Source organism: Dyella terrae (assembly GCF_022394535.1).
GTDB lineage: Bacteria > Pseudomonadota > Gammaproteobacteria > Xanthomonadales > Rhodanobacteraceae > Dyella.
This window is the reverse complement of the sequence record NZ_CP089414.1, coordinates 612,959-632,651: the sequence shown is the minus strand read 5'-3', so window position 1 is coordinate 632,651 and position 19,693 is coordinate 612,959. Positions and strand designations below refer to the sequence as shown.

Genomic DNA, 19,693 nt, shown 5'->3' with positions numbered 1-19,693 from the left:
TTGTAAAGTGACCCGGAAGCTCGCAATCCTGCTCCTTGCCTTCGGACTCGGCGCATCACCTGCGTTGGCGCAACAAGCCATCGACGACCCCACGTCGAGTGTGCCGCAGACCTGGCAGATGCTCGATTACCTCGCGGCGGACTACGCCGGCGCAGTCAACCACGGTGAAGTCGTGAGCGCCTCGGAATACGCCGAGATGCGAGAGTTTGCGCGCCATGCGCGCGAGCGCGTACTGGCCCTGCCGGTATCACCGGCCACACCGGCACTGCGACAGCAAGCTGACCAGCTGGTGTCGCTGATCGATGCCAAGGCACCCGAGGCCGATGTGGCGCGGCAGGCGCATGCGCTCACGGACACGCTGCTGCAGGCCTACCCCATTCCCACGGCGCCGACGAAAACACCCGATCTGACACGTGGCGCATCGCTTTACCAGGCGCAGTGTGCGGCCTGCCACGGCGCCACCGGGCATGGCGACGGCCCTGCAGGACTCCAGCTCTCGCCTCGCCCGATCGATTTCACCGAGGTGAGTCGCGCCGACCAGCGCAGCCCGCTGTCGTTGTACGAGGTGATTACCCAGGGCGTCGCCGGCACGCCGATGGTGAGCTACGCCCAAGCGCTTTCCAGCGACGACCGCTGGTCGCTGGCCTATTACGTGGGCACGCTCGCTTATCCCGTGACTGCGACGCGGGGCGAGCAAGCGTGGCGGGACGATGCACGCGCCCGAGGCGCTATCGCCTCGCCGAGCGAATTAGCCCGTGCTCGCGCGGCGGGCTTGGCCGACACACTGGGCGTTGCACAGGCGCACCTCATCATCGGCTACTTGCGTGCCCACCCCGGGGCCGTGCATGAGGCACTCGCCGGCATACCGCTGGCGCGTGCTCGACTGGCGGACAGCCTGGAAGCGCATCGCAACGGTAAAAGCGAAGAAGCCAGGCAGCTCGCTCTGTCGGCCTATCTGGACGGCGTCGAGCCGGTCGAGGCGCAACTGGATACGCGCAATGCCTCGTTGCGTGCACGCATCGAAACTGCGATGGGTGCGTACCGCACGACGCTGTCGCAATCCCCTAACGATGATGCCGTGACCAAGCAGGCGCACGAGGTCGACGGCCTGCTCGGGCAGGCGCAGACCGTGCTGTCCGAAACGGCAGCCAGCCCCATGACGACGTTCATCGGTGCGTTCACCATCCTGGTGCGCGAAGGCCTGGAAGCCCTCCTGGTCGTCGTCGCCCTGCTCGCCTTCCTGCGCAAAGCGGATAGGCATGACGCGACACGTTACGTGCATTGGGGTTGGACACTCGCCTTGTTGGCCGGCGCCATCACCTGGGCGGCGGCCAGTTATGCGATTTCGATCAGCGGCGCCAGCCGCGAACTGACCGAGGGCCTATCGTCGCTGTTCGCCGCCGCCGTGTTGCTGGGCGTGGGCCTGTGGATGCACCAAAAGAGCATCGGCGGCCGCTGGCAGTCCTACCTGAAAGCAAAGATGGCGACGGCCTTGAACCGGCGTTCGGCCTGGTTCGTGTTCGGCCTCACCTTTATCTCGGTCTATCGCGAGGTGTTTGAAACCATCCTGTTCTACACGGCGCTGTGGAACGAGGGTCAGGGTGTGTGGCTGCTCGCCGGGCTGGCTGCCGGCGCAGTCATGCTCGGCGTCATCGCCTGGGTGCTGCTGCGTACCAGCCAGCGCCTGCCACTGGGGTTGTTCTTCTCTGTCAGTTCGCTGGTGATCGCCGTGCTCGCCATCGTGCTTACAGGCAAGGGCGTAGCCGCCTTGCAGGAGGCGGGATGGACAGCCGTCACCGTGGCGCCAGCACCATCCATTGACCTGTTGGGCATCTACCCCACGTGGCAATCCTTGTTGGCACAGTTGGCCGTGGCGCTGATGCTTGCCTTCGGCTTCGCAGTCAATCGCTGGCGAGCACGTAGCGCCTGAGCAGCCACGCTCAGCGAATCAGGAAAGCCCGCTTATGCGGGCGGCCGTCCCAGTCGGCGGCGTCGAACATGGCCGGAATCTTGGCGTTGATGACCGGCCACTGCTTGGCGAGCTCGGCATCTCCCCGGCGACACACTGAAACCGTGCACTCAATGGAAGTCACGCGAACGACTGTCCAGCGAACCCAGCAGCTCGCTCAGGTCATGCAGGCGATGCGCGATAAGGTGACTCACGCCATCCACGTGCTCCCAGCGACCGTCCACGCCGAGCAAGCGTGACTCCAGAAAAATACGCCGCTGCCGCTCAGCCACGTGGCTCCACACCACGACATTGATGGGACCGTACTCGTCTTCCAGGGTGATGAAGGTCACACCACTGGCGGTCTGCGGGCGCTGCCGCTGTGTGACCAAGCCCGCAGCGCGCACGTGACTGGCGTGAAGGCAGCCCTGCAAACTACGTGAATCCACGCATTTGGCGGCGCGAAGACGCGCGCGAATCTGCCGCAGGGGATGCGGCCCCAGGCTGAGCCCCATGCGCGCGTAATCGGCCAGCGTGCTTTCACCCTGTGACGGTGGCGGCAAGGCCACGTCGTCCTCCTGCGGACTGGTGTTGCCGAACAGCGGCAATTGCGCCTCGATGCCCGCCATCGCCCAACGCGCGCGATGACGGTGCCCCGCCAGGCCGCGCAATGCATCCGCCTCGGCCAGCGCCTCCTGCTGATGGCGGTTGAGCCCGGCGCGGGCGCATAGGTCGGCCACGTCGTCGAATGGCCGACGGGCCCGCGCGATCATCAACTGCGCCATCACTTCCTGGCGGCATCCGCGCACTTGTCGGAAGCCCAGCCGAAGCGCAAAACCACCCTTCGACGAAGGGTCGTCCTCAAGCATGTTGTCCCAGTCGCTATGGCGCACATCCACCGGCCGCACCTTGATGCCGTGACGCTGTGTGTCCTGCACGATCTGGCTAGCGTCGTAGAACCCCATTGGTTGCGCATTGAGCAAGGCGCACATGAAAGCCGCGCGGTAATGGCATTTGAGCCAGCAGCTGGCATACACCAGCAAGGCAAAGCTCGCCGCATGGCTCTCGGGGAACCCATACGAGCCAAAGCCCTTGATCTGCTCGAACAGACGTGCGGCGAACTCCTCTGTGAATCCATTTTTCAGCATGCCGGCCATCAGCCGCTGGCGATGAATTTCCATGTCGCCGTTGCGTCGCCATGCAGCCATCGAGCGGCGCAGTTGATCCGCTTCGCCGGGCGAGTATTCGGCCGCCTCGATAGCCAGCTTCATCACCTGCTCCTGGAACAGCGGCACACCCAAGGTGCGCTCAAAAACGCCACGGAGCTTTTCAGAGGGAAAGGTGACTTTCTCTTCCCCACGCTTGCGACGCAGGTACGGGTGCACCATGTCTCCCTGGATCGGACCAGGACGAACGATGGCCACCTGGATCACCAGGTCGTAGAAATTCTCCGGCCGGTGCCGCGGCAGCATGGCCATCTGCGCACGCGATTCGATCTGGAACACGCCGATGGTGTCGGCACGCTGGATCAGCTCATAGGTCGCGTCATCATCCGGAGGAATCGACGCCAGCGTTTCCACGCGACCATGGTGATGCTGCAACAAGGCCAGACACTTGCGGATGCAGGTAAGCATGCCCAGTGCCAGACAATCCACCTTCAGCAGGCGCATGGTGTCCAGATCATCCTTGTCCCATTGGATGATGGTGCGATCGGGCATGGAGGCGTTCTCCACCGGCACCAGATTCGACAGCGGCTGATCGGAGATGACGAAGCCACCCACGTGCTGGGACAGGTGGCGCGGAAAACCCATCAATTCCGCCGTAAGCACGAGCACACGGCGTAACAGTGGACTATCAGGGTCGAAACCGCGCTCGCGCAGGCGGCCATCCATCGGGTCGTCGCCGTCCTGCCACGCAAAGGTGCGCGACAACAGATCGATCTGGTCCGAGGGCAAACCGAGGGCACGCGCCACGTCGCGCACGGCGCTGCGGCCGCGATAGCTGATTACCGTGGCGGCCAGCGCGGCACGCTCCCGGCCGTACTTTTCGTAGATGTGCTGGATGACCTCTTCGCGCCGCTCATGCTCGAAGTCGATATCAATATCCGGCGGCTCGTTGCGCTCTGCAGAGATAAAGCGCTCGACCAGCAGCGTGGTCGTGGCCGGGTCCACCGCCGTCACGCCCAACGCATAGCAGACAGCCGAGTTCGCCGCCGACCCGCGCCCCTGGCAAAGAATGTCCTTGCTGCGCGCAAACGCCACGATCTCGTGAACGGTGAGGAAGTACGACTCGTACTCAAGCTTCTCGACCAGCTTTAGCTCGTACTCAACCTGATCCCTCACCTTCTTCGGCTCACCCTGCGGCCAGCGCCACTTCAGGCCTTCCTCCGTCAAATGCCGCAGCCATGTGGTCGGCGTCTCGCCCTCCGGCACCAACTCGGCGGGATAGCGATAGTTGATATCCGTCATCACGAAATGGCAGCACTCGGCGATGCGCACGCTTTCGGCCATCAGCTCCGCTGAGTAGATCGCCGACAAGGCTTCGCGTGTACGCAGATGCCGCTCGCCATTGGGAAATAACAGGTCGCCTGCTTCGGCCACGGTGCGGCGATGGCGGATCGCCGTCATCACGTCCTGCAGGGCGCGACGGCGGCGCACGTGCATATGCACGTCGCCCGTCGCCACCATCGGCAATGCCAGCGCCTCGGCCAGCGTGCGCAGTTCTTCGAAGCGGCGCGCATCATCCGACCCGTGATGCAGTTCGACGGCCAACCACAGGCGCCCATCGAACAAGGTCTTCAGCCAGGCACCTCGCTCCTGCCGCAAATCGCCTTGCGGCAACCACAAGGCCAGCGTACCCGGCAGGCCATCAGCAAAATCATCGCGCGTCACGCGATACGTACCCTTCTCCGCCACGCGACGCCCGCGCGTGATAAGGGCGCACAACGCCGTATAGCCTTGCAGGTTCTCGCACAACAACACCAGCTTCGTGCCACCTTCGATCTGGAACTCGGCACCGACGATCAGAGGCAGCCCCGTGTCACGCGACGCCTCGTAAGCGCGCACGATACCGGCCAACGAACATTCATCAGTGATCGCTAGCGCACGATAGCCGCACTCCTTTGCCCGATCGAACAGTTCACGCGCGCTGGACGCACCACGCTGGAACGAAAAATTCGACAGGCAATGCAGCTCGGCGTAGTCGTTCATGCGAACCACCCGTGAAGCATCCAGTTCCCTTGCTCGCCCGGTGCGCAAAACACCCAGGCGCATTGTCCTTGCGTTGTGCGCACCACGTAGTAATCACGCCGTATGTCGCCACCATCCCACCAGCCGGTTTCGAGGCGCTCAGGGCCGGCCAGCACTTCGGGCGGCGGGCCGCGCAAAGGGCGCGGCGTATCCAGCAACCAGGTGGGACGCGGCAAGGTTTCCGGCGACGTTGCCCAGGTGGATGCCGCGGACGTGCTTTGCGCTTTTTCGGGCCGCGGATCCACCGTGCGGCGCAGGTGTTGAATGGCCTGCTCGCCCAACCGTGCGCGCAAACGTTCGCGCAACTGCTCCAATGGCACCGCATGAACCGGGCGCGTATCGAACAGGTCGCGGCCCGCCGGCACGAACGGCGGCAATTCGCGCGCCACCAGTCGCATGGCCATGACCGGTTGCGGCAGCTCAAGTCGCTCGATGCGACCACGCGCACAATCGAACAGCAACGCGGCATCGCGCGCGGCGGTGAGCATACCTACCGCAACATGTGTCGGCGCACCGCTGCGATGTTCCAGCTCGAGTTCGAAACGCTGCACACCACCATCGCGGCCTGCGAGATACGCCGCCATGTCGCCGGTCAGGCGGCGCAATGGAAACATCAAGGCTTCAACGTGCTCGATCTCGTGCGTCCACTCCATGCGTTGCTCGAACGCGTCGGGCGGACGGTAGCTTTCCATGGGTGTCGGCTCGTCACCGGTCAGGCGATCAAGCTGGGCCACCAAGGCCTCACCAAAACGCCGCTGCAACCCGGCACGCGGCAGCTTGAACACCTGCCCCAGTGTGCGAATACCCATCGACGGCAAGCCTTGCGTGGCCTCCGCCGGCAAACGCGCACGCGCAATGGGTACGGGAGACAGTGCCTCCCGAAGCATCTCCGGCGAGGTGACGGCCAGACCATCGTGCACACCCGCCAGCACATAGGCGGCGTGCGGCGTCGGCGCGAGTGCAACGCGATGACGAAAACCCAGCTCTTTCAGGTCATCGCGGAGCAGCGACTCAAAACGCGGCCACGGTCCAAATAGATTGAGGCTGCGACTGACCTCCAGCACCACGGCATGCGCATACAGGCCGACCTCGGCGCTATAACGGTACGCCCAGGCAGCCAACAGACGATGCCAGCGTGCCTCGTCTTCCGCGTCGTGCTCGATCATCACGAACTGTTGCAGCAGCGCCTGTGCCGCGACGAGCTTCTGCCCGCGATACATGCCCGCCGCACGTGCTGATGCATTGGCTGCATGCACGATGCGCGCCTGCGCGGGGCCACTCACCAACACCAGCGGCTCGTCCGAGGGTGGCCGTCGCCGGAGGACACCGTCCAGCGCCAGTTGCGGCAGCAGTATGCAGGCCCAGAGCACGATAGCGTCCCGTCACGACCAGCCAGAAGCCAACGCCAGCGATACCGCCTGCATCGGCGGATTGCCGCCACGGCATTTGCGTACGCGCACCTGCCACTCGGGTGTGCTTTCCAATTCCAGGCGCAGGGCGGCCGGCGAAGCCTGCACCGCATGGTGGCGATCACGAAATACAAAGGCCAATGCTTTGCCGGTATCGGCGGCTACCTGCAGGCGGCGCAGCGAACGATCGTCCGCTTTCATGGGCCATGCCAGCACGGCAGCGCAACTGGCCGAGCGCAGACACTGCTCCGCAGCCCACAGCACGTCGCGCTCGTCGGCCTGCACGATATCCACGCGCGACATCACCACACCACGCGCCTCCCATCCCGCCACGTAAGGCACGTAGGGTGGCGCGATCACCATCACCGTGCGTTGCTCGCGCGTCAGTCGCGCCAGCGTGGGAAGCACCAACTGTAATTCGCCCACGCCATCGGCAGGCAGCAGGATCTCGGTCATCGCATGCTCGGGCCAGCCACCGCTCGGCAACGCCGCATCAAGCATCGGCCAGCCAGTGGGCTGGGTGCTGGACGGCGCTGGAGCGGCACGCCCTTGCCAGACCTGGCGGCTATGGAGGAGCGAATCGAGCGCGACGACCTGACCCATGACACGGTTACCGCAAGGTTCGCAGGCAACGCGTAACGACGCCCCACACGCTGAGCGTCTCGCCCTCACGGAACACAATGGGCTTGAAGTGCGCGTTCTCCGGCAGCAACGCCACGTGCCCATCCACCTTGCCCAGGCGCTTGATGGTCAACTCGTTATTGACCACCGCCACCACGATGTCGCCCTGGCGCGGCGCAAGCGCGCGATCCACCAGCACTTCATCGCCATCGAAGATGCCCGCGCCGATCATCGACCAGCCCGACACGCGAATGATGAAGGTGCTCGGCTCATGCCCAGGCAGTACCAGATGCTGGTTGAGATCGACCACTTCGTCGACGTCGTCATCGGCCAGCGTGGGCACACCGGCCGGCACCCGACTGAGGAAGGCCGTCAGCGCGACCGTCGACGGATCCAGTGAAACGGGGCGCGGCGCCTCCAACGAGGCCGGGCTGCGGTAAGCCTCCAGGTAGGCCAGCACCCCTGGCACCTGGCTGTCAGGCACACGAATGCGCTGGCTCGGTTCGCCAGCGGGGCGACCGGCGCCGGAGCGGCGTCCACCGTGTTCTGAAGGAGGCATGGAATGACTTGATTACCGGGACGGTAATCAAGATACCACGACGGCATTCTCATGGATCGAGATTCAGCGGGTCGCGCCTAAAATATAAATCATTGATTAAAAAGAAAATCACACACCCGTACCGTAGACCCGCCCCTTCCATTGGGAGCGCACGCCACGCCAGTAACGGATTGCCGAACTCCAGGTCATGCCTAGATACAGGGCCGCACCCAGCGGCAGCAGCAATGCCCACCACAGAGGCATCCGGTAGTACCGGAGCATGGGCAGATAACCCAGCATCATCGCCAACAAGGCCACCCAGGCCAGCGGCCAGACATGCAGCGCCCCGAGCAAGGCCAGCGGCACACCGTAAGCCAGCAGGAACAGGAACGTCACCACCAGCAGTAACGCGGTCGAGTAGCCCAATTGGGTAAACGCCGAGCGCGCGACCATGCGGTGGATGGAATCGAAACTGCCGTACGGCCGCAGGCTTACCACGTCACGACTCAGCCCGATCCAGGTACGCCCACCCGCCCGTTTTATCTGACGCGCGAGCGTGCAATCGTCGATCAGTGCATCGCGCAAGCTGGCAAAGGCGCCGATGCGCTCCAGCATGTCCGTATCAACCAGGATGCAGCCGCCCGCCCCCGCTGCCACCAGCGTGGAGCGCGAATTGGAAATGGCGAACGGATAAAGCAGCTTGAAGTAATAGACGAACGCGGGCAGCAGCAGGCGATCCCAGAAACTGGTGCGGCGCAGATCCGCCATGATCGACACGAACTGCCGCTGCTCACGCTGCTTGTGTGACAGCAGGGTCGCCAGCATGCCAGGGCGCAACTCGATGTCCGCATCCAGCAGCAAAGTCAGCGGCGTACGCACGTGTTGCCGGCCCTGCTCCAATGCCCAGAGTTTGCCCGCCCAGCCATCCGGCAGAGGTGCACCGGAAACCACGCGAACATTCGGGAAGGCACTCGCCATCGCCGCCGTGGCATCGGTCGATTGGTCGTCGATCACGATGACCTGCAAGCCCTCACCTTGCGCCTGCAGGCCACGCAGCGTCGTACCGATCACGTCGGCCTCGTTGCGTGCGGGAATCAACACCGTGATGCCGTCGAGCCTTAAGCCCGACGGTGAAGCGGCCTCAAGATGCTCGCGCGTGCTCCAAGGTCGCCACGGCACGAGCAACAGTCCCAGCCACATCAAGGCCGGGACGATGGCGCAGATGAATAGCCACATGAACTAGGGTCCACTCAAGAGCCACATCTCAAAGCACCGTCATTCCCGCGAAAGCGGGAATCCAGTGCCCTTAGGTTTCGCCCGAGCAAAGACGCTGGATTCCCGCTTTCGCGGGAATGACAGCGAGGAAAACAGGCGCGCCCTCAGTGGCCAGCATCTATCCCAGACGAGTTCCGACGCTGGATGGCACTGATGGGAATGTGGATGGCCGTTGCATCGTTGCGATCGCCGTACAGCACCGGTAGATCCGGCGCCATCGCGCCGTCTGTGCGCGGACCAAACGTCGCCACGCGCGCGGCCTTCAACGGATGCGCAAAGGTGTCATCCACTGCCGTGCCTTCGAAACCGCAGTGCGCCATGCAGTTATCACACTTGGGGTTGATGCCGACGCCGTACTTGTCCCACGCGGTGTCTTCCATCAACTCTTTGTACGAGCTGGCATAGCCCTCATCGACCAGCAGATAGCACGGTCGCTGCCAACCAAAGATGTTGTAGGTGGGGTTGGACCACGGCGTGCACTGATAGCTCTGGTTGCCCGCGATAAAGTCCAGGAACATCGACGACTGATTGAACACCCACTTGCTCTTGCGTTCCTTGCCAACACGGAACACGTCGCGGAAAAGATTCTTGCTTTCCGTGCGCCCAAGGAACACATCCTGTCGCGGCGCATGCTGGTAGCTGTAACCCGGCGAGACCGTGATGCCCTCGATGCCCAGCGACATGGCGAAGTCGAAGAACTCGGCGATCTCTTCCGGTTTCTCGTTATTGAATAGCGTGCAGTTGATGGTGACGCGGAACCCGCGGGACAACGCCAGCTTGATCGCTGCCACTGCCTTGTCGAACACGCCCTCCATGCACACGGACTGATCGTGCCGCTCCTTCAGTCCATCCAGATGGACGGACCAGGTGAAGTACGGCGACGGCGTGTACTCGTCGATGTGCTTGGTCAACAGGAGCGCATTGGTGCACAGGTAGATGAACTTCTCGCGCGCGATCAGACCCTGCACGATCTGCGGCATCTCCTTGTGGATCAGTGGCTCGCCACCGGGAATCGACACTACCGGTGCATCGCACTCGTCCACAGCACGCAGGGCGTCTTCCACGCTCATGCGTTTCTGCAGAATATCCTTCGGATGATCAATCTTGCCGCAACCTGCACAGGCCAGATTGCACTGAAACAAAGGCTCCAACATCATCGCCAGCGGATACCGCTTCTGTCCGCTCAGCTTCTTGCTGATGATGTAACGCGCGATCTTGGTTTGCTGAATAAGAGGAATGCCCAACGGAATCTCCTCATCGATGATCGATGGATCGTTACGAGCCGCGCCACTGGCGCGAGCCACAAAATTCCAGACGTTTACATCGTTGAACCAAAGTATAGGCGCTCAGGACGCCAGCGTCGCCGGCGGCGAAAACACATGCGCATGCTCTCGCCGCAATCGATCCCACTCGATCTTGAACCACGGCGTGAAGCGTTCCGGATGGGCAACGATCTCGCGATCGAGTGCATCCGGCGCCACATAGCGCAATGCGGCGATCTCATGGATATTGGCGACAGGCGCCACATCCGTTCGACCGGCATAGACCCAGCAGAGTTCATGTTCCGCACCTTCCGCATCGAATTGCGCCTGATACTGAAACTTGAACTGAAACTGGAACTCGCACTGCATGCCCAGCTCTTCGCCGAGCCGGCGGTGGATAGCAGTCTCCATAGTCTCGCCGCGACGCGGATGGCTACAGCAGGTATTGGACCAATACCCGGGCCACAATCGCTTGCCTTCGGCGCGCTGCTGGAGCAACAACTCGCCATCCGTGTTGAACACGAATAACGAGAACGCACGATGCAGGATGCCCTGCCCGTGGTGTGCGGCAGCTTTGTCGAGGAAGCCAGTTTCGCGGTCGTGTTCATCGACCAGCACCAGCGGCTCATCCTGGAAGGAAACCACGTCCCTTGACCAGACTCTTTCGTTGTAGTCCAACTCGCGGCTAGCCAAGGCTCAAACCTCTCTCTTCCGGTGGACAGCGATACACGCCCGGTCATCACATCTTCGTCACAAATGGCGTAACGCGCTTCCGACCGTCAAACGAATGCCCACTCAGGCTAGCAAGGATGAGCGAAGCCGAGTAGCCCCTCGCAAACATTTGCGCCGCGTCGCCCGTCGTCAATTCGTCGAATGAACGCTGCTTGCCGGTGCAGGAAAGGGCTCGTGTGTACGAGTCCATGTCGTGCTTCCGCCCAGCAGCGGGATACCGATGTAGCCACGCAGTACGAGGCGATCGGGTGACGGCACATGAACCTCGCAGTGGTATTCCTTGCCGTTGTCCGAGTTATAGACATGGCCATCCACCCAGGCTTGCGCGTCGGCGTCATAACGCAAGCCCCACAATAGGCGCAGCCCCGTCAACGGACGGGAGCGCAACGCAGGATCGGGATTGTGCCGATCCGTGACCGTCTTGCCATTGAGCTCCGGCCCATCCTCGGGACCGTAGGTGTCATGCAGTTGCCAGACGATGGTGCCGACAAAGGCATCACCCTGCGGCTCGATGCGGATAATGGCGTCACGACTATCCACCAGCCAGTCGCCCGTGATGGCCGCAGCAGCGGAGCCGTCGCCGGAGGGCGCCTGGGCAAACGCCGCGCCACACGACAGACCCCATACCAGGAGAAACCGGACAGCCCACTGCCATCGGGAAAGATAGGCTTTCACAAAGTGCATGCATTAACTTTGGAAGGAATGATGGATCGCGTCCGAGCAGACTTCATGCCGTTCCATGCCTCCGTTACAACACCGCTGTCATGGCTGGGCATCGCACTGGCCCTGTCCGCTACGGCATACGCCTGCCTGAGCCTGTGGGCCTGGTTCCGCTGCGAACGTGTGCGCAAGCATCGGCGAGCGAATGTGAACGATCAGGCAAGCCGACCGGTCAGCGTTCTCAAGCCGCTGCATGGCGCCGAGCCAAGGCTTTACGAGAACCTGCGCGGCTTCTGCGAGCAACACTACGCGCACTATGAACTTCTCTTTGGCGTACGAGACCCGGAGGATCCGGCTATCGCCGTGGTGCAACGACTGCAACGCGAATTTCCCCAGTTGCCCATGGCGCTGGTGATCGATCCGATGGTGCACGGGGCCAACCTCAAGGTCAGCAACCTGATGAACGTGCTCGCGCAGGCACGGCACGACTGGCTGGTGCTGGCGGACAGCGACATCAGCGTGACGCCGGACTACCTTTCGCGGGTCACCGCACCGCTGAACGATCCGCGCGTAGGCATCGTGACGTGCCTCTACCATGGCGTATCGCATGCCGCACTGAGCTCCCGACTGGGCCAGCTGTTCATCGACGACTGGTTCGCACCTTCCGTACGGCTGGCACACGCTTTCGGCTCTACCCGTTTTGCGTTCGGCTCCACCATTGCCCTGCGCCGCGATGCTTTAGAGGCCATCGGTGGCTTCGACGCGCTGAAGGACACCCTGGCGGATGACTTCTGGCTGGGTGAACGCACGCGCCAACTGGGCTTGCATACGGTGCTGAGTGACCTGGTCGTGGGCACCGATGTCAGCGAAACGCGGCTCGCCAGCCTTTGGCACCATGAATTGCGCTGGCTGCGCACCATACGCGCCATTTCCCCGCTGGGATTCATCTTCAGTTTCATTTGTTTTACCTGGCCCGTGCTGCTGCTCGCCCTGCTGCTGTCGCCCTCAGTGCCCTGCCTCGTCATCGCCCTCGTTGGCGGAACGGCACGAACGGTGCGCTATCTCGCATCGTGGCGGAGCACCGCAAGACCTTCCCGTTGGCATGACTTTTGGCTCACCCCTTTTCGCGACGCGCTATTGCTGGTGGAATGGGCAGGTGCGCTGATCCACTGGCGGGTGGATTGGCGAGGACAGGTATTGCATGCGCGCGACCACGCGCCATCGCGGTATCCTTAATGAACGCAAGGCCGAAAAGTGCGATGAACCACTCGTTGCAAACGCAGAACAAACTGCTGCAGGAGCTTGGCAATCCCATGAAGACGCTTTTTCTACAAGCCCCTTCGTTTGATGGTTTCGACGGCGGAGCCGGTTCCCGTTACCAAGCCAAACGCGAGATCAAGAGTTTCTGGTATCCCACCTGGCTGGCGCAGCCGGCCGCACTCGTCCCCGGATCGCGCGTGCTCGACGCCCCGGTGGAAGAACTGTCGGTGGAAGACACCCTTGGCATTGCAGGCACCTACGACCTGGTGATCATTCACACCAGCACGCCATCCTTCCCCACCGACGCGAAATTCGCGGAGCTGCTCAAGGAGCGTCACCCCAACATCCTTATCGGCATGGTGGGCGCCAAGGTGGCGGTGGAACCGGATGCTTCGCTGCTCGCGTCGCAGGCCATCGATTTCGTGGCACGCGAGGAGTTTGACTACACCTGCAAGGAAGTGGCCGAAGGCCGCGCCTTCAAAGACATCGCCGGCATCAGCTACAAGCTGACCGACGGCAGCGTGCAGCACAACCCGTCGCGCGCCACCATCGAGAACATGGACGATCTGCCCTTCGTGGCGCCGATCTACCAGCGCGATCTGAAGATCGAGCGCTACTTCATCGGCTACTTGATGCACCCGTACGTGTCGATCTACACCGGACGCGGCTGCCGATCCAAGTGCACGTTCTGCCTGTGGCCGCAGACGGTGGGCGGCCATCGCTACCGTGTGCGTTCGGCCGCCAACGTGCTGGCTGAAGCGAAGTGGATCAAGGAGAACATGCCCGAAGTCCGCGAACTCATGTTCGACGACGACACCTTCACCGATAGCTCCAACATGGATCGCGTGCACGACATCGCGCGCGGACTGCACGCCATGGGCTGGACATGGAGCTGCAACGCCAAGGCCAACGTACCGTACGAGTCGCTGAAGATCATGAAAGAGAACGGCCTACGCCTGCTGCTGGTGGGCTACGAGTCGGGCGACGACCAGATCCTGCACAACATCAAGAAAGGCCTGCGCACCGACATCGCGCGCACCTTTACCGAGAACTGCCGCAAGCTCGGCATCGTCGTGCATGGCACCTTCATCCTCGGCCTGCCGGGCGAAACCAAGGAAACCATCGCGCGCACCATCCAGTACGCCAAGGAGATCAACCCGCACACTATCCAGGTGTCGCTGGCCGCACCCTACCCGGGTACCTCACTGTACAAGCAGGCCATCGAGAACGGCTGGCTGGAACCCAATAACTCCGCTCACCTGGTCAACGAGAAGGGCGTGCAGCTGGCGATGATCAGCTATCCGCACCTCTCTAAGGAAGATATTTTCCACGGCGTGGAAACGTTCTACCGCAGCTTCTATTTCCGGCCCTCCAAGATCTGGGAGATCGTGAAGGAAATGGCTGGCAGCTGGGAGATGACCAAGCGACGATTGCGCGAAGGCGTGGAGTTCTTCCGATTCCTGCGCGCACACGAGGCATGACCGCAAGGCCTGCGCTGTACCGATGACTGCTCCACCCGCACCCGCGCGCCCACGATTGATCGTGACGGCCGACGATTTCGGCCTGCACACCGCCGTCAACCAAGCGGTCGAGCGTGGCTATCGCGAAGGCGTGCTGGGCGCGGCCAGCCTGATGGTCACGGCACCGGCCGTGGCCGATGCCGTGGCGCGCGCCAGACAGATGCCGGGCCTCGCCGTGGGCCTGCATTTGGTGCTCGCGGATGGACAATCGGCCTTGCCGCCATCACGCATACCCGATCTGGTCGATGCACGAGGAAACTTCGGCGATAACATGGTGCGCGACGGATTTCGCTTCTTCTTCCTGCCGCATGTGCGCGAGCAACTGGCCGCCGAGATCCGCGCCCAGTTCCAAGCGTTCGCCGCCACGGGCTTGCCGCTCGACCACGTCAACGCCCACAAACACTTTCATCTTCATCCCACTGTGCTGACCTTGATGCTTTCCATCGGCCGCAGCTACGGCCTGCGCGCTGTGCGCTGGCCGGCCGAACCCAACGCCAGCCCCTGGCTCAAACCCTGGCTGACACTCATGCGCCACCGGCTGCGCCGTGCCGGTGTACGCTCCAACGATCATGTATTTGGCATCCAGCACACGGGCGCCATGGACGAAAAGGTGCTACTGGACGTGGTGCAACGACTACCCGACGGACTGAACGAGATCTACCTGCATCCGGCTACCCATGGAGAGCTCACGCCTGCCATGGCCGATTACCGGCATGCCGACGAACTGGCCGCCCTGCTTTCGCCACGCGTACGACAAGCCGTGGCGGAACACTGCCAACTTTGCGCGGGCTTCAGCGATCCGGCGGCCGCATGAAGTACTTCGTCTATATCGCCGGACTGCTCGGGTTGGTTGCCGCGATCATCCTGGTCACGCACCAAAACTGGTCAGCCATTGAGGGCGCCTTCGACCATGCAGGCTGGGCCTTGCTCTGGCTGCTACCTTTCCACGCCCTACCCTTGTTGCTGGACGTATTCGGCTGGCGCGCACTACTGGCCCCAAGCGACCCGCAGCGGCGAGCCGGCGCGCCCTTCCTGTTTTGGGTTGCCACGGTGCGCGAGGCGTGCAATCGCCTGCTTCCGGTTGCCAATATCGGCGGCGAAATCGTCGGTATCCGCCTGGTCAAATGGCGAGGGCTAGACGGTGCGCCCGTAGCGGCCAGCGTCGTCATGGAAGTGCTACTGACCCTGGTCAGCCAATACGTCTTCGTTGCCCTGGGCCTGTTGTTGCTGATCGGCATGGCGGGCCATATCGGCACACTCAATTCAGTGATCTGGGCGGTGGTGGCCACGCTTCCGCTACCCATCGGCCTGATCTGGATACTGCGGCATGGCCAGATGTTCTCGCGACTGGAAACGTTTGCGGAGAAGCTGCTCGGTGGCCCCTCGCGCTTCACCGAACTATTGGATGGCGCTCGCCTGGACGAGGAAGTCCGCAAGCTCTACGGCAGGCCCGCACGACTGGCCGTAGCCTGCGCATGGCAGGTGGGCGGTTTTGTGGTGGGCAGCTTCGAAAGCTGGCTGGCTTTGCAGTTGCTGGGCTTTCCCATCTCCGTGTGGGATGCGATCGCCATCGAGGCGACCACCCAGGCCGTGCGCCACATCATCTTCTTCGTACCCGCGGGCCTGGGCGTGCAGGAAGGCGGGCTGGTGCTGTTCGGCAACATCATCGGCTTGCCCGCCGATGCCGCCATTGCACTGTCGCTGGTCAAGCGTGCCCGCGAAGTAGGCTTTGGCGTGCCCGCCCTGCTGTCGTGGCAGTGGGCGGAAGCGCATCGCATGCATCGCCGTTGGCTCTCGCGCCGCAAGCCAAAGCTTTCCGAGACACCGTGAATCGACTGAGGTGAGCATGTCCCATGACGCCGTAGCCGCCGCCGACCACATCATGCGCCACTGGGCAGGCAATGAGCCGGGGCGCATCAAGATCGGTTCCGACGCACACAAGCGTCTGTTCTGCCGGATGCTGCTGGACACGCACAACCCCTACAAGCCGGCCGTGATCGACTGGCCCACGCTAAGCGCCGATGCCCTGCACCGCATTACCTCGCTGCCGATCTGGGACATCGCCGTGCAGACCGAGGGCAAGGCCAAGCTGCGCGTCGCTACCTACACAAACACGGTGGCCGACCCACTACTGCACGAAGCGCTCACCATGGACGGCGACGAAGAGGCACGCCACAAGGTGGTGCTCAGCAAGATGGTCGCGGCCTACGGCATCGAACTCGCGCCGGAACCTGAGTACGAGGTGCCGAAAGACCCCGAGTGGGGCTGGCTGGTCACCGGCTACAGCGAGTGCATCGACAGCTTTTTCGCGTTCGGCCTGTTCGAGTCCGCCAAGCAAACGGGTTACTTTCCTGCCGAACTGGTGGAAACCTTCGAGCCGGTCATGCAGGAAGAAGCCCGACACATCCTGTTCTTTGCCAATTGGGTGGCGTGGTATCGCAAGCGACTGCCGTGGTGGCGACGCCCGGCGTTCGAACTCAAGGTGATGCGCGTATGGCTGTTCCTGATCTGGGAGCGCATCGGCATCGCCAAGGGACTGGATGGCAATGGCGAAATGCAGGACGCCAACTTCACCCTGACCGGGCATGAGCAGATCGGCCTGGATCTGAAGGTCGGCGAACTGATCGACCTTTGTCTGGCGCAGGACAGCTTCCGCATGGGCGGTTATGACGAACGCCTGCTACGCCCAACCTTCGTCCCGCGCATGGCACGCCTGGCGAGGCGGTTTGTGAAATAAACCGCTGTGAAAGTCAGCGGTGCAGACTGAACCAGGCCACCGCATCTTCCAGCGCCAGACGCACAGGCCCCGCGGCGTAACCCAACTCCCGCTCGGCCTTGGCACTGCTGAAAAACATGCGCTTGCGGGACATGCGCACCTCTTCCACCGTGGCGATCGGCGGCTTGCCCGTGAGTCTTGCCCACGCTTCCGCCACATAGGCCACCGGCATGACCGCGCCATGCGGCAAGCGCCAACGCGGTGGCGGGCGGCCAACAATGTCGGCGATCTCAAACAACAACTCGCGCAGGCTAAGGTTGGTGCCGCCAAGCACGTAACGTGCACCGACCGTACCGTTCCGGAAGGCCAGCCAGTGCCCGTCGGCCACGTCGTCAACATGCACAACGTTGAGTCCCGTATCGACATACGCCGGCATGCGGCCCGCCATGGCGTCGCGCACGATGCGCCCGGTGGGCGTCGGCTTGATATCCCGCGGGCCAATGGGCGTGGACGGATTCACGATCACCACCGGCAAGCCCTGCGCCGCGTACTCGCTGACGAGTTGCTCCGCCAGGAACTTGGAACGTTTGTAATGGCCCACCATGTCGGCCAGGGACACCGAGGTCGCCTCGTCGCCGGGCGTGCCGTCCTTGGGAATGCCCAGTGTTGCCACACTGCTGGTGTAGATCACGCGCGGCACACCGGCCCGCCGCGCGACATCCAGCAAGGCGCGCGTTCCTTCGACGTTGGTCTGATACAACTCCTGCGGCCTGGGTGCCCACAGGCGGTAATCGGCGGCCACGTGGAACAAGGCATCGCAACCGTCGCAAACTCCTGCAAGCGACGCGGCGTCGGCCAGATCGGCTTCCACCACCTCCACATCCAAACCCTGCAGGTTGCGCCGGTCGGAACCCCGCCGCGCCAACACGCGCACGCGATGATCCTCGCGCAACAAGCGCCGCACGACGGCAGAGCCGACAAATCCCGTGGCGCCAGTAACCAGTGACCTCACCGGCTGGATACCGAGGTATGCCCGACCATCGCCAGCACAAACTCTGGACACATAAGTGTGCTTATCCCTGAACTCGGGGAGGAGTTGCGGTTCATTATGGACGAACCGCGCGCACGGCGGCATCGCATCCCGTCACCGTAGCCACCTCTCGGCGCGTCACACCAGTGCCAGGCGTTTACCCCGCCCGCTTTCCCTGGGAATGCTGTGATCTATTCAACGTGCGTGAACGTCTCGACAAACCGAAGACATTTGCTCTGGTCAGATGGCTACGTCTCACAGGGACAGGGTGATACCATGCCGACGTTGCTGGTTTCTCTGTATGTGAATACTAAGAAGGCCCAGGCATGCCAATGTTCGATGCAAAACAAGCCGCTGAGGTCGCCCCGAGCAACGCCAGCGCTTACCAGGAAGCGATTCTTCCAAAGGTTTCACGGACGTTTGCGCTGACGATCCCGCAGCTGCCGCCGGCACTGCGCGACGTCGTTGCCAACGCGTACCTGCTTTGTCGCATTGCCGACACCATCGAAGACGAGCCCGCTTTCACCGCGGAAGAAAAGGGTCGCTACGAAAACGCCTTCGTCAGCGCCGTCACCGGGCACGTGGACGCACGCGGATTTGCCGCCGACATCGCGCCACGCCTATCCAATGCCACCTCGGAAAGCGAACGCGATCTGGTGTTCAGGCTGCCATTGGTGCTGGAAGTCACCGACACCTTCAACCCCACGCAGCATGAAGCCATCGTGGAATGCCTGCGCGTGATGTCGCAAGGCATGCACGACTTCCAGCGTGTCGTAGGCCCGCAAGGCCTGGAGACGCTGCGTGACATGGATCGCTACTGCTACCACGTCGCCGGCGTGGTCGGTGAAATGCTCACCAAGCTGCTTATCGACTTCGAACCCGAATTGGTTCCGCAGACACGCACGCTGATGCGCTTGGCCATTTCGTTCGGCCAGGGCCTGCAGATGACCAACATCCTCAAGGACCAATGGGAAGATCGCAGCCACGGCGTGTGCTGGCTTCCGCGTGATGTCTTTGCGCGTCACGGCGTGGAACTCCGCGACCTCACGGCCGGCCAGCAAGATGCCCGCTACGCCAACGCCATGATTGAACTGATCGGCGTTGCGCACTCTCACCTGTGCCGCGCTGTGGAGTACACCCTGCTCGTGCCCGCGCGCCACGCCGGGTTCCGTCGGTTCTGCCTGTGGAGCATCGGCCTGGCCGTGCTTACGCTGCGCAATCTGCAGGATCGCCTGGATTTTTCGTCGGGCACAGAGGTCAAGGTTTCGCGCGCCGCGGTTGCCCAGACCATCGGTTTGACGCGCCTCAGCGACAAGTACGATCCGGCGGTCCGTTTTCTGTTCGGCGCAGCGGCCCGCAAGTTGCCACTTACACCGCTAGGGCCAGAGTGGGATGTGCCTCAGGCAAGGAACGTAGCGTGGCCGTGGCGACGAGCGTCGGACTTCAAGAACGCACGATCGTTATGACGGATACG

The 19,693-nt window shown here is 62.8% G+C and carries 17 protein-coding genes; 7 read left to right on the top strand and 10 right to left on the bottom strand.

Features of this window, described 5'->3' with window-relative positions; translation table 11 throughout:
• The first annotated feature begins 7 nt into the window (after positions 1–7).
• Positions 8–1,930: an FTR1 family protein gene (locus tag DYST_RS02530; RefSeq protein WP_343214852.1), complete on the top strand. Its 1,923-nt coding sequence runs from the start codon at positions 8–10 to the stop codon at positions 1,928–1,930.
• A gap of 10 nt (positions 1,931–1,940) precedes the next feature.
• Here DYST_RS02530 and DYST_RS02525 read toward each other — a convergent pair whose 3' ends face one another.
• The 9 genes from DYST_RS02525 to DYST_RS02485 all read right to left on the bottom strand — a co-directional run bounded on the left by DYST_RS02525 (position 1,941) and on the right by DYST_RS02485 (position 11,717).
• Positions 1,941–2,093, bottom strand: coding sequence for a DUF3470 domain-containing protein (locus DYST_RS02525; protein ID WP_239949801.1), 153 nt, complete (start codon positions 2,091–2,093; stop codon positions 1,941–1,943).
• Positions 2,080–5,157 carry an error-prone DNA polymerase gene (locus DYST_RS02520; protein ID WP_239949799.1) on the bottom strand — a complete coding sequence of 1,026 codons (3,078 nt, stop codon included), beginning with the start codon at positions 5,155–5,157 and terminating at the stop codon, positions 2,080–2,082. Before DYST_RS02520 ends, DYST_RS02525 begins: the two co-directional genes overlap by 14 nt.
• Positions 5,154–6,566 (bottom strand): Y-family DNA polymerase, encoded by a 1,413-nt coding sequence (locus DYST_RS02515; protein WP_239949797.1) that lies wholly within the window; start codon positions 6,564–6,566, stop codon positions 5,154–5,156. Before DYST_RS02515 ends, DYST_RS02520 begins: the two co-directional genes overlap by 4 nt.
• Before the next feature lie 12 nt (positions 6,567–6,578).
• Positions 6,579–7,208: a translesion DNA synthesis-associated protein ImuA gene (gene imuA / locus DYST_RS02510; protein WP_102304625.1), complete on the bottom strand. Its 630-nt coding sequence runs from the start codon at positions 7,206–7,208 to the stop codon at positions 6,579–6,581.
• 7 nt (positions 7,209–7,215) lie between these two features.
• Entirely contained in the window at positions 7,216–7,785 is a 570-nt protein-coding gene (locus tag DYST_RS02505) for a LexA family protein (RefSeq protein ID WP_239949795.1), read from the bottom strand.
• A gap of 108 nt (positions 7,786–7,893) precedes the next feature.
• Positions 7,894–9,000 (bottom strand): glycosyltransferase, encoded by a 1,107-nt coding sequence (locus DYST_RS02500; RefSeq protein WP_239949793.1) that lies wholly within the window; start codon positions 8,998–9,000, stop codon positions 7,894–7,896.
• Between the two features lie 143 nt (positions 9,001–9,143).
• Positions 9,144–10,343: an adenosyl-hopene transferase HpnH gene (hpnH, locus tag DYST_RS02495; protein WP_239949791.1), complete on the bottom strand. Its 1,200-nt coding sequence runs from the start codon at positions 10,341–10,343 to the stop codon at positions 9,144–9,146.
• Positions 10,344–10,385: 42 nt separating this feature from the next.
• Positions 10,386–10,994: an isopentenyl-diphosphate Delta-isomerase gene (gene idi / locus DYST_RS02490; protein ID WP_239949789.1), complete on the bottom strand. Its 609-nt coding sequence runs from the start codon at positions 10,992–10,994 to the stop codon at positions 10,386–10,388.
• A 168-nt stretch (positions 10,995–11,162) separates the two neighbouring features.
• Positions 11,163–11,717, bottom strand: a complete 555-nt coding sequence (locus DYST_RS02485) for a DUF2147 domain-containing protein (protein WP_239949787.1) — start codon at positions 11,715–11,717, stop codon at positions 11,163–11,165.
• Positions 11,718–11,762: 45 nt separating this feature from the next.
• Here DYST_RS02485 and hpnI point away from each other — a divergent pair, with 45 nt between their 5' ends.
• The 5 genes from hpnI to DYST_RS02460 all read left to right on the top strand — a co-directional run bounded on the left by hpnI (position 11,763) and on the right by DYST_RS02460 (position 17,210).
• Positions 11,763–12,929 carry a bacteriohopanetetrol glucosamine biosynthesis glycosyltransferase HpnI gene (gene hpnI / locus DYST_RS02480; protein WP_239949785.1) on the top strand — a complete coding sequence of 389 codons (1,167 nt, stop codon included), beginning with the start codon at positions 11,763–11,765 and terminating at the stop codon, positions 12,927–12,929.
• 23 nt (positions 12,930–12,952) lie between these two features.
• Positions 12,953–14,434 carry a hopanoid biosynthesis associated radical SAM protein HpnJ gene (gene hpnJ / locus DYST_RS02475; protein ID WP_239949783.1) on the top strand — a complete coding sequence of 494 codons (1,482 nt, stop codon included), beginning with the start codon at positions 12,953–12,955 and terminating at the stop codon, positions 14,432–14,434.
• 61 nt (positions 14,435–14,495) lie between these two features.
• Positions 14,496–15,287 (top strand): hopanoid biosynthesis-associated protein HpnK, encoded by a 792-nt coding sequence (gene hpnK / locus DYST_RS02470; RefSeq protein WP_239949780.1) that lies wholly within the window; start codon positions 14,496–14,498, stop codon positions 15,285–15,287.
• Complete coding sequence (locus DYST_RS02465; protein ID WP_239949778.1) at positions 15,284–16,303, top strand: lysylphosphatidylglycerol synthase domain-containing protein; 1,020 nt, start codon at positions 15,284–15,286, stop codon at positions 16,301–16,303. The genes hpnK and DYST_RS02465 overlap by 4 nt, the downstream gene beginning before the upstream one ends.
• A 16-nt stretch (positions 16,304–16,319) precedes the next feature.
• Positions 16,320–17,210 (top strand): ferritin-like domain-containing protein, encoded by an 891-nt coding sequence (locus DYST_RS02460; RefSeq protein ID WP_239949776.1) that lies wholly within the window; start codon positions 16,320–16,322, stop codon positions 17,208–17,210.
• A 13-nt stretch (positions 17,211–17,223) separates the two neighbouring features.
• Here the strand turns inward: DYST_RS02460 and hpnA are convergent, their stop codons facing one another.
• Positions 17,224–18,252: a hopanoid-associated sugar epimerase gene (gene hpnA, locus DYST_RS02455; RefSeq protein ID WP_239949775.1), complete on the bottom strand. Its 1,029-nt coding sequence runs from the start codon at positions 18,250–18,252 to the stop codon at positions 17,224–17,226.
• A gap of 293 nt (positions 18,253–18,545) precedes the next feature.
• Here hpnA and DYST_RS02450 point away from each other — a divergent pair, with 293 nt between their 5' ends.
• The gene (locus tag DYST_RS02450) at positions 18,546–19,685 is read left to right on the top strand and encodes a phytoene/squalene synthase family protein (protein ID WP_239949773.1); all 1,140 of its coding nucleotides are present in this window, start codon (positions 18,546–18,548) and stop codon (positions 19,683–19,685) included.
• Positions 19,686–19,693: the final 8 nt, after the last annotated feature.

What these genes read in the sequence shown, in the direction of transcription:
- DYST_RS02460 (WP_239949776.1), top strand. Translation starts at nt 16,320, where the DNA reads ATGTCCCATGACGCCGTAGCCGCCGCCGACCACATCATGCGCCACTGG.
- hpnI (WP_239949785.1), top strand. Translation starts at nt 11,763, where the DNA reads ATGCCGTTCCATGCCTCCGTTACAACACCGCTGTCATGGCTGGGCATC.
- DYST_RS02485 (WP_239949787.1), bottom strand. Translation starts at nt 11,717, where the DNA reads ATGCACTTTGTGAAAGCCTATCTTTCCCGATGGCAGTGGGCTGTCCGG.
- DYST_RS02505 (WP_239949795.1), bottom strand. Translation starts at nt 7,785, where the DNA reads ATGCCTCCTTCAGAACACGGTGGACGCCGCTCCGGCGCCGGTCGCCCC.
- DYST_RS02500 (WP_239949793.1), bottom strand. Translation starts at nt 9,000, where the DNA reads ATGTGGCTATTCATCTGCGCCATCGTCCCGGCCTTGATGTGGCTGGGA.
- DYST_RS02520 (WP_239949799.1), bottom strand. Translation starts at nt 5,157, where the DNA reads ATGAACGACTACGCCGAGCTGCATTGCCTGTCGAATTTTTCGTTCCAG.
- DYST_RS02465 (WP_239949778.1), top strand. Translation starts at nt 15,284, where the DNA reads ATGAAGTACTTCGTCTATATCGCCGGACTGCTCGGGTTGGTTGCCGCG.
- DYST_RS02450 (WP_239949773.1), top strand. Translation starts at nt 18,546, where the DNA reads ATGCCAATGTTCGATGCAAAACAAGCCGCTGAGGTCGCCCCGAGCAAC.
- hpnJ (WP_239949783.1), top strand. Translation starts at nt 12,953, where the DNA reads ATGAACCACTCGTTGCAAACGCAGAACAAACTGCTGCAGGAGCTTGGC.
- imuA (WP_102304625.1), bottom strand. Translation starts at nt 7,208, where the DNA reads ATGGGTCAGGTCGTCGCGCTCGATTCGCTCCTCCATAGCCGCCAGGTC.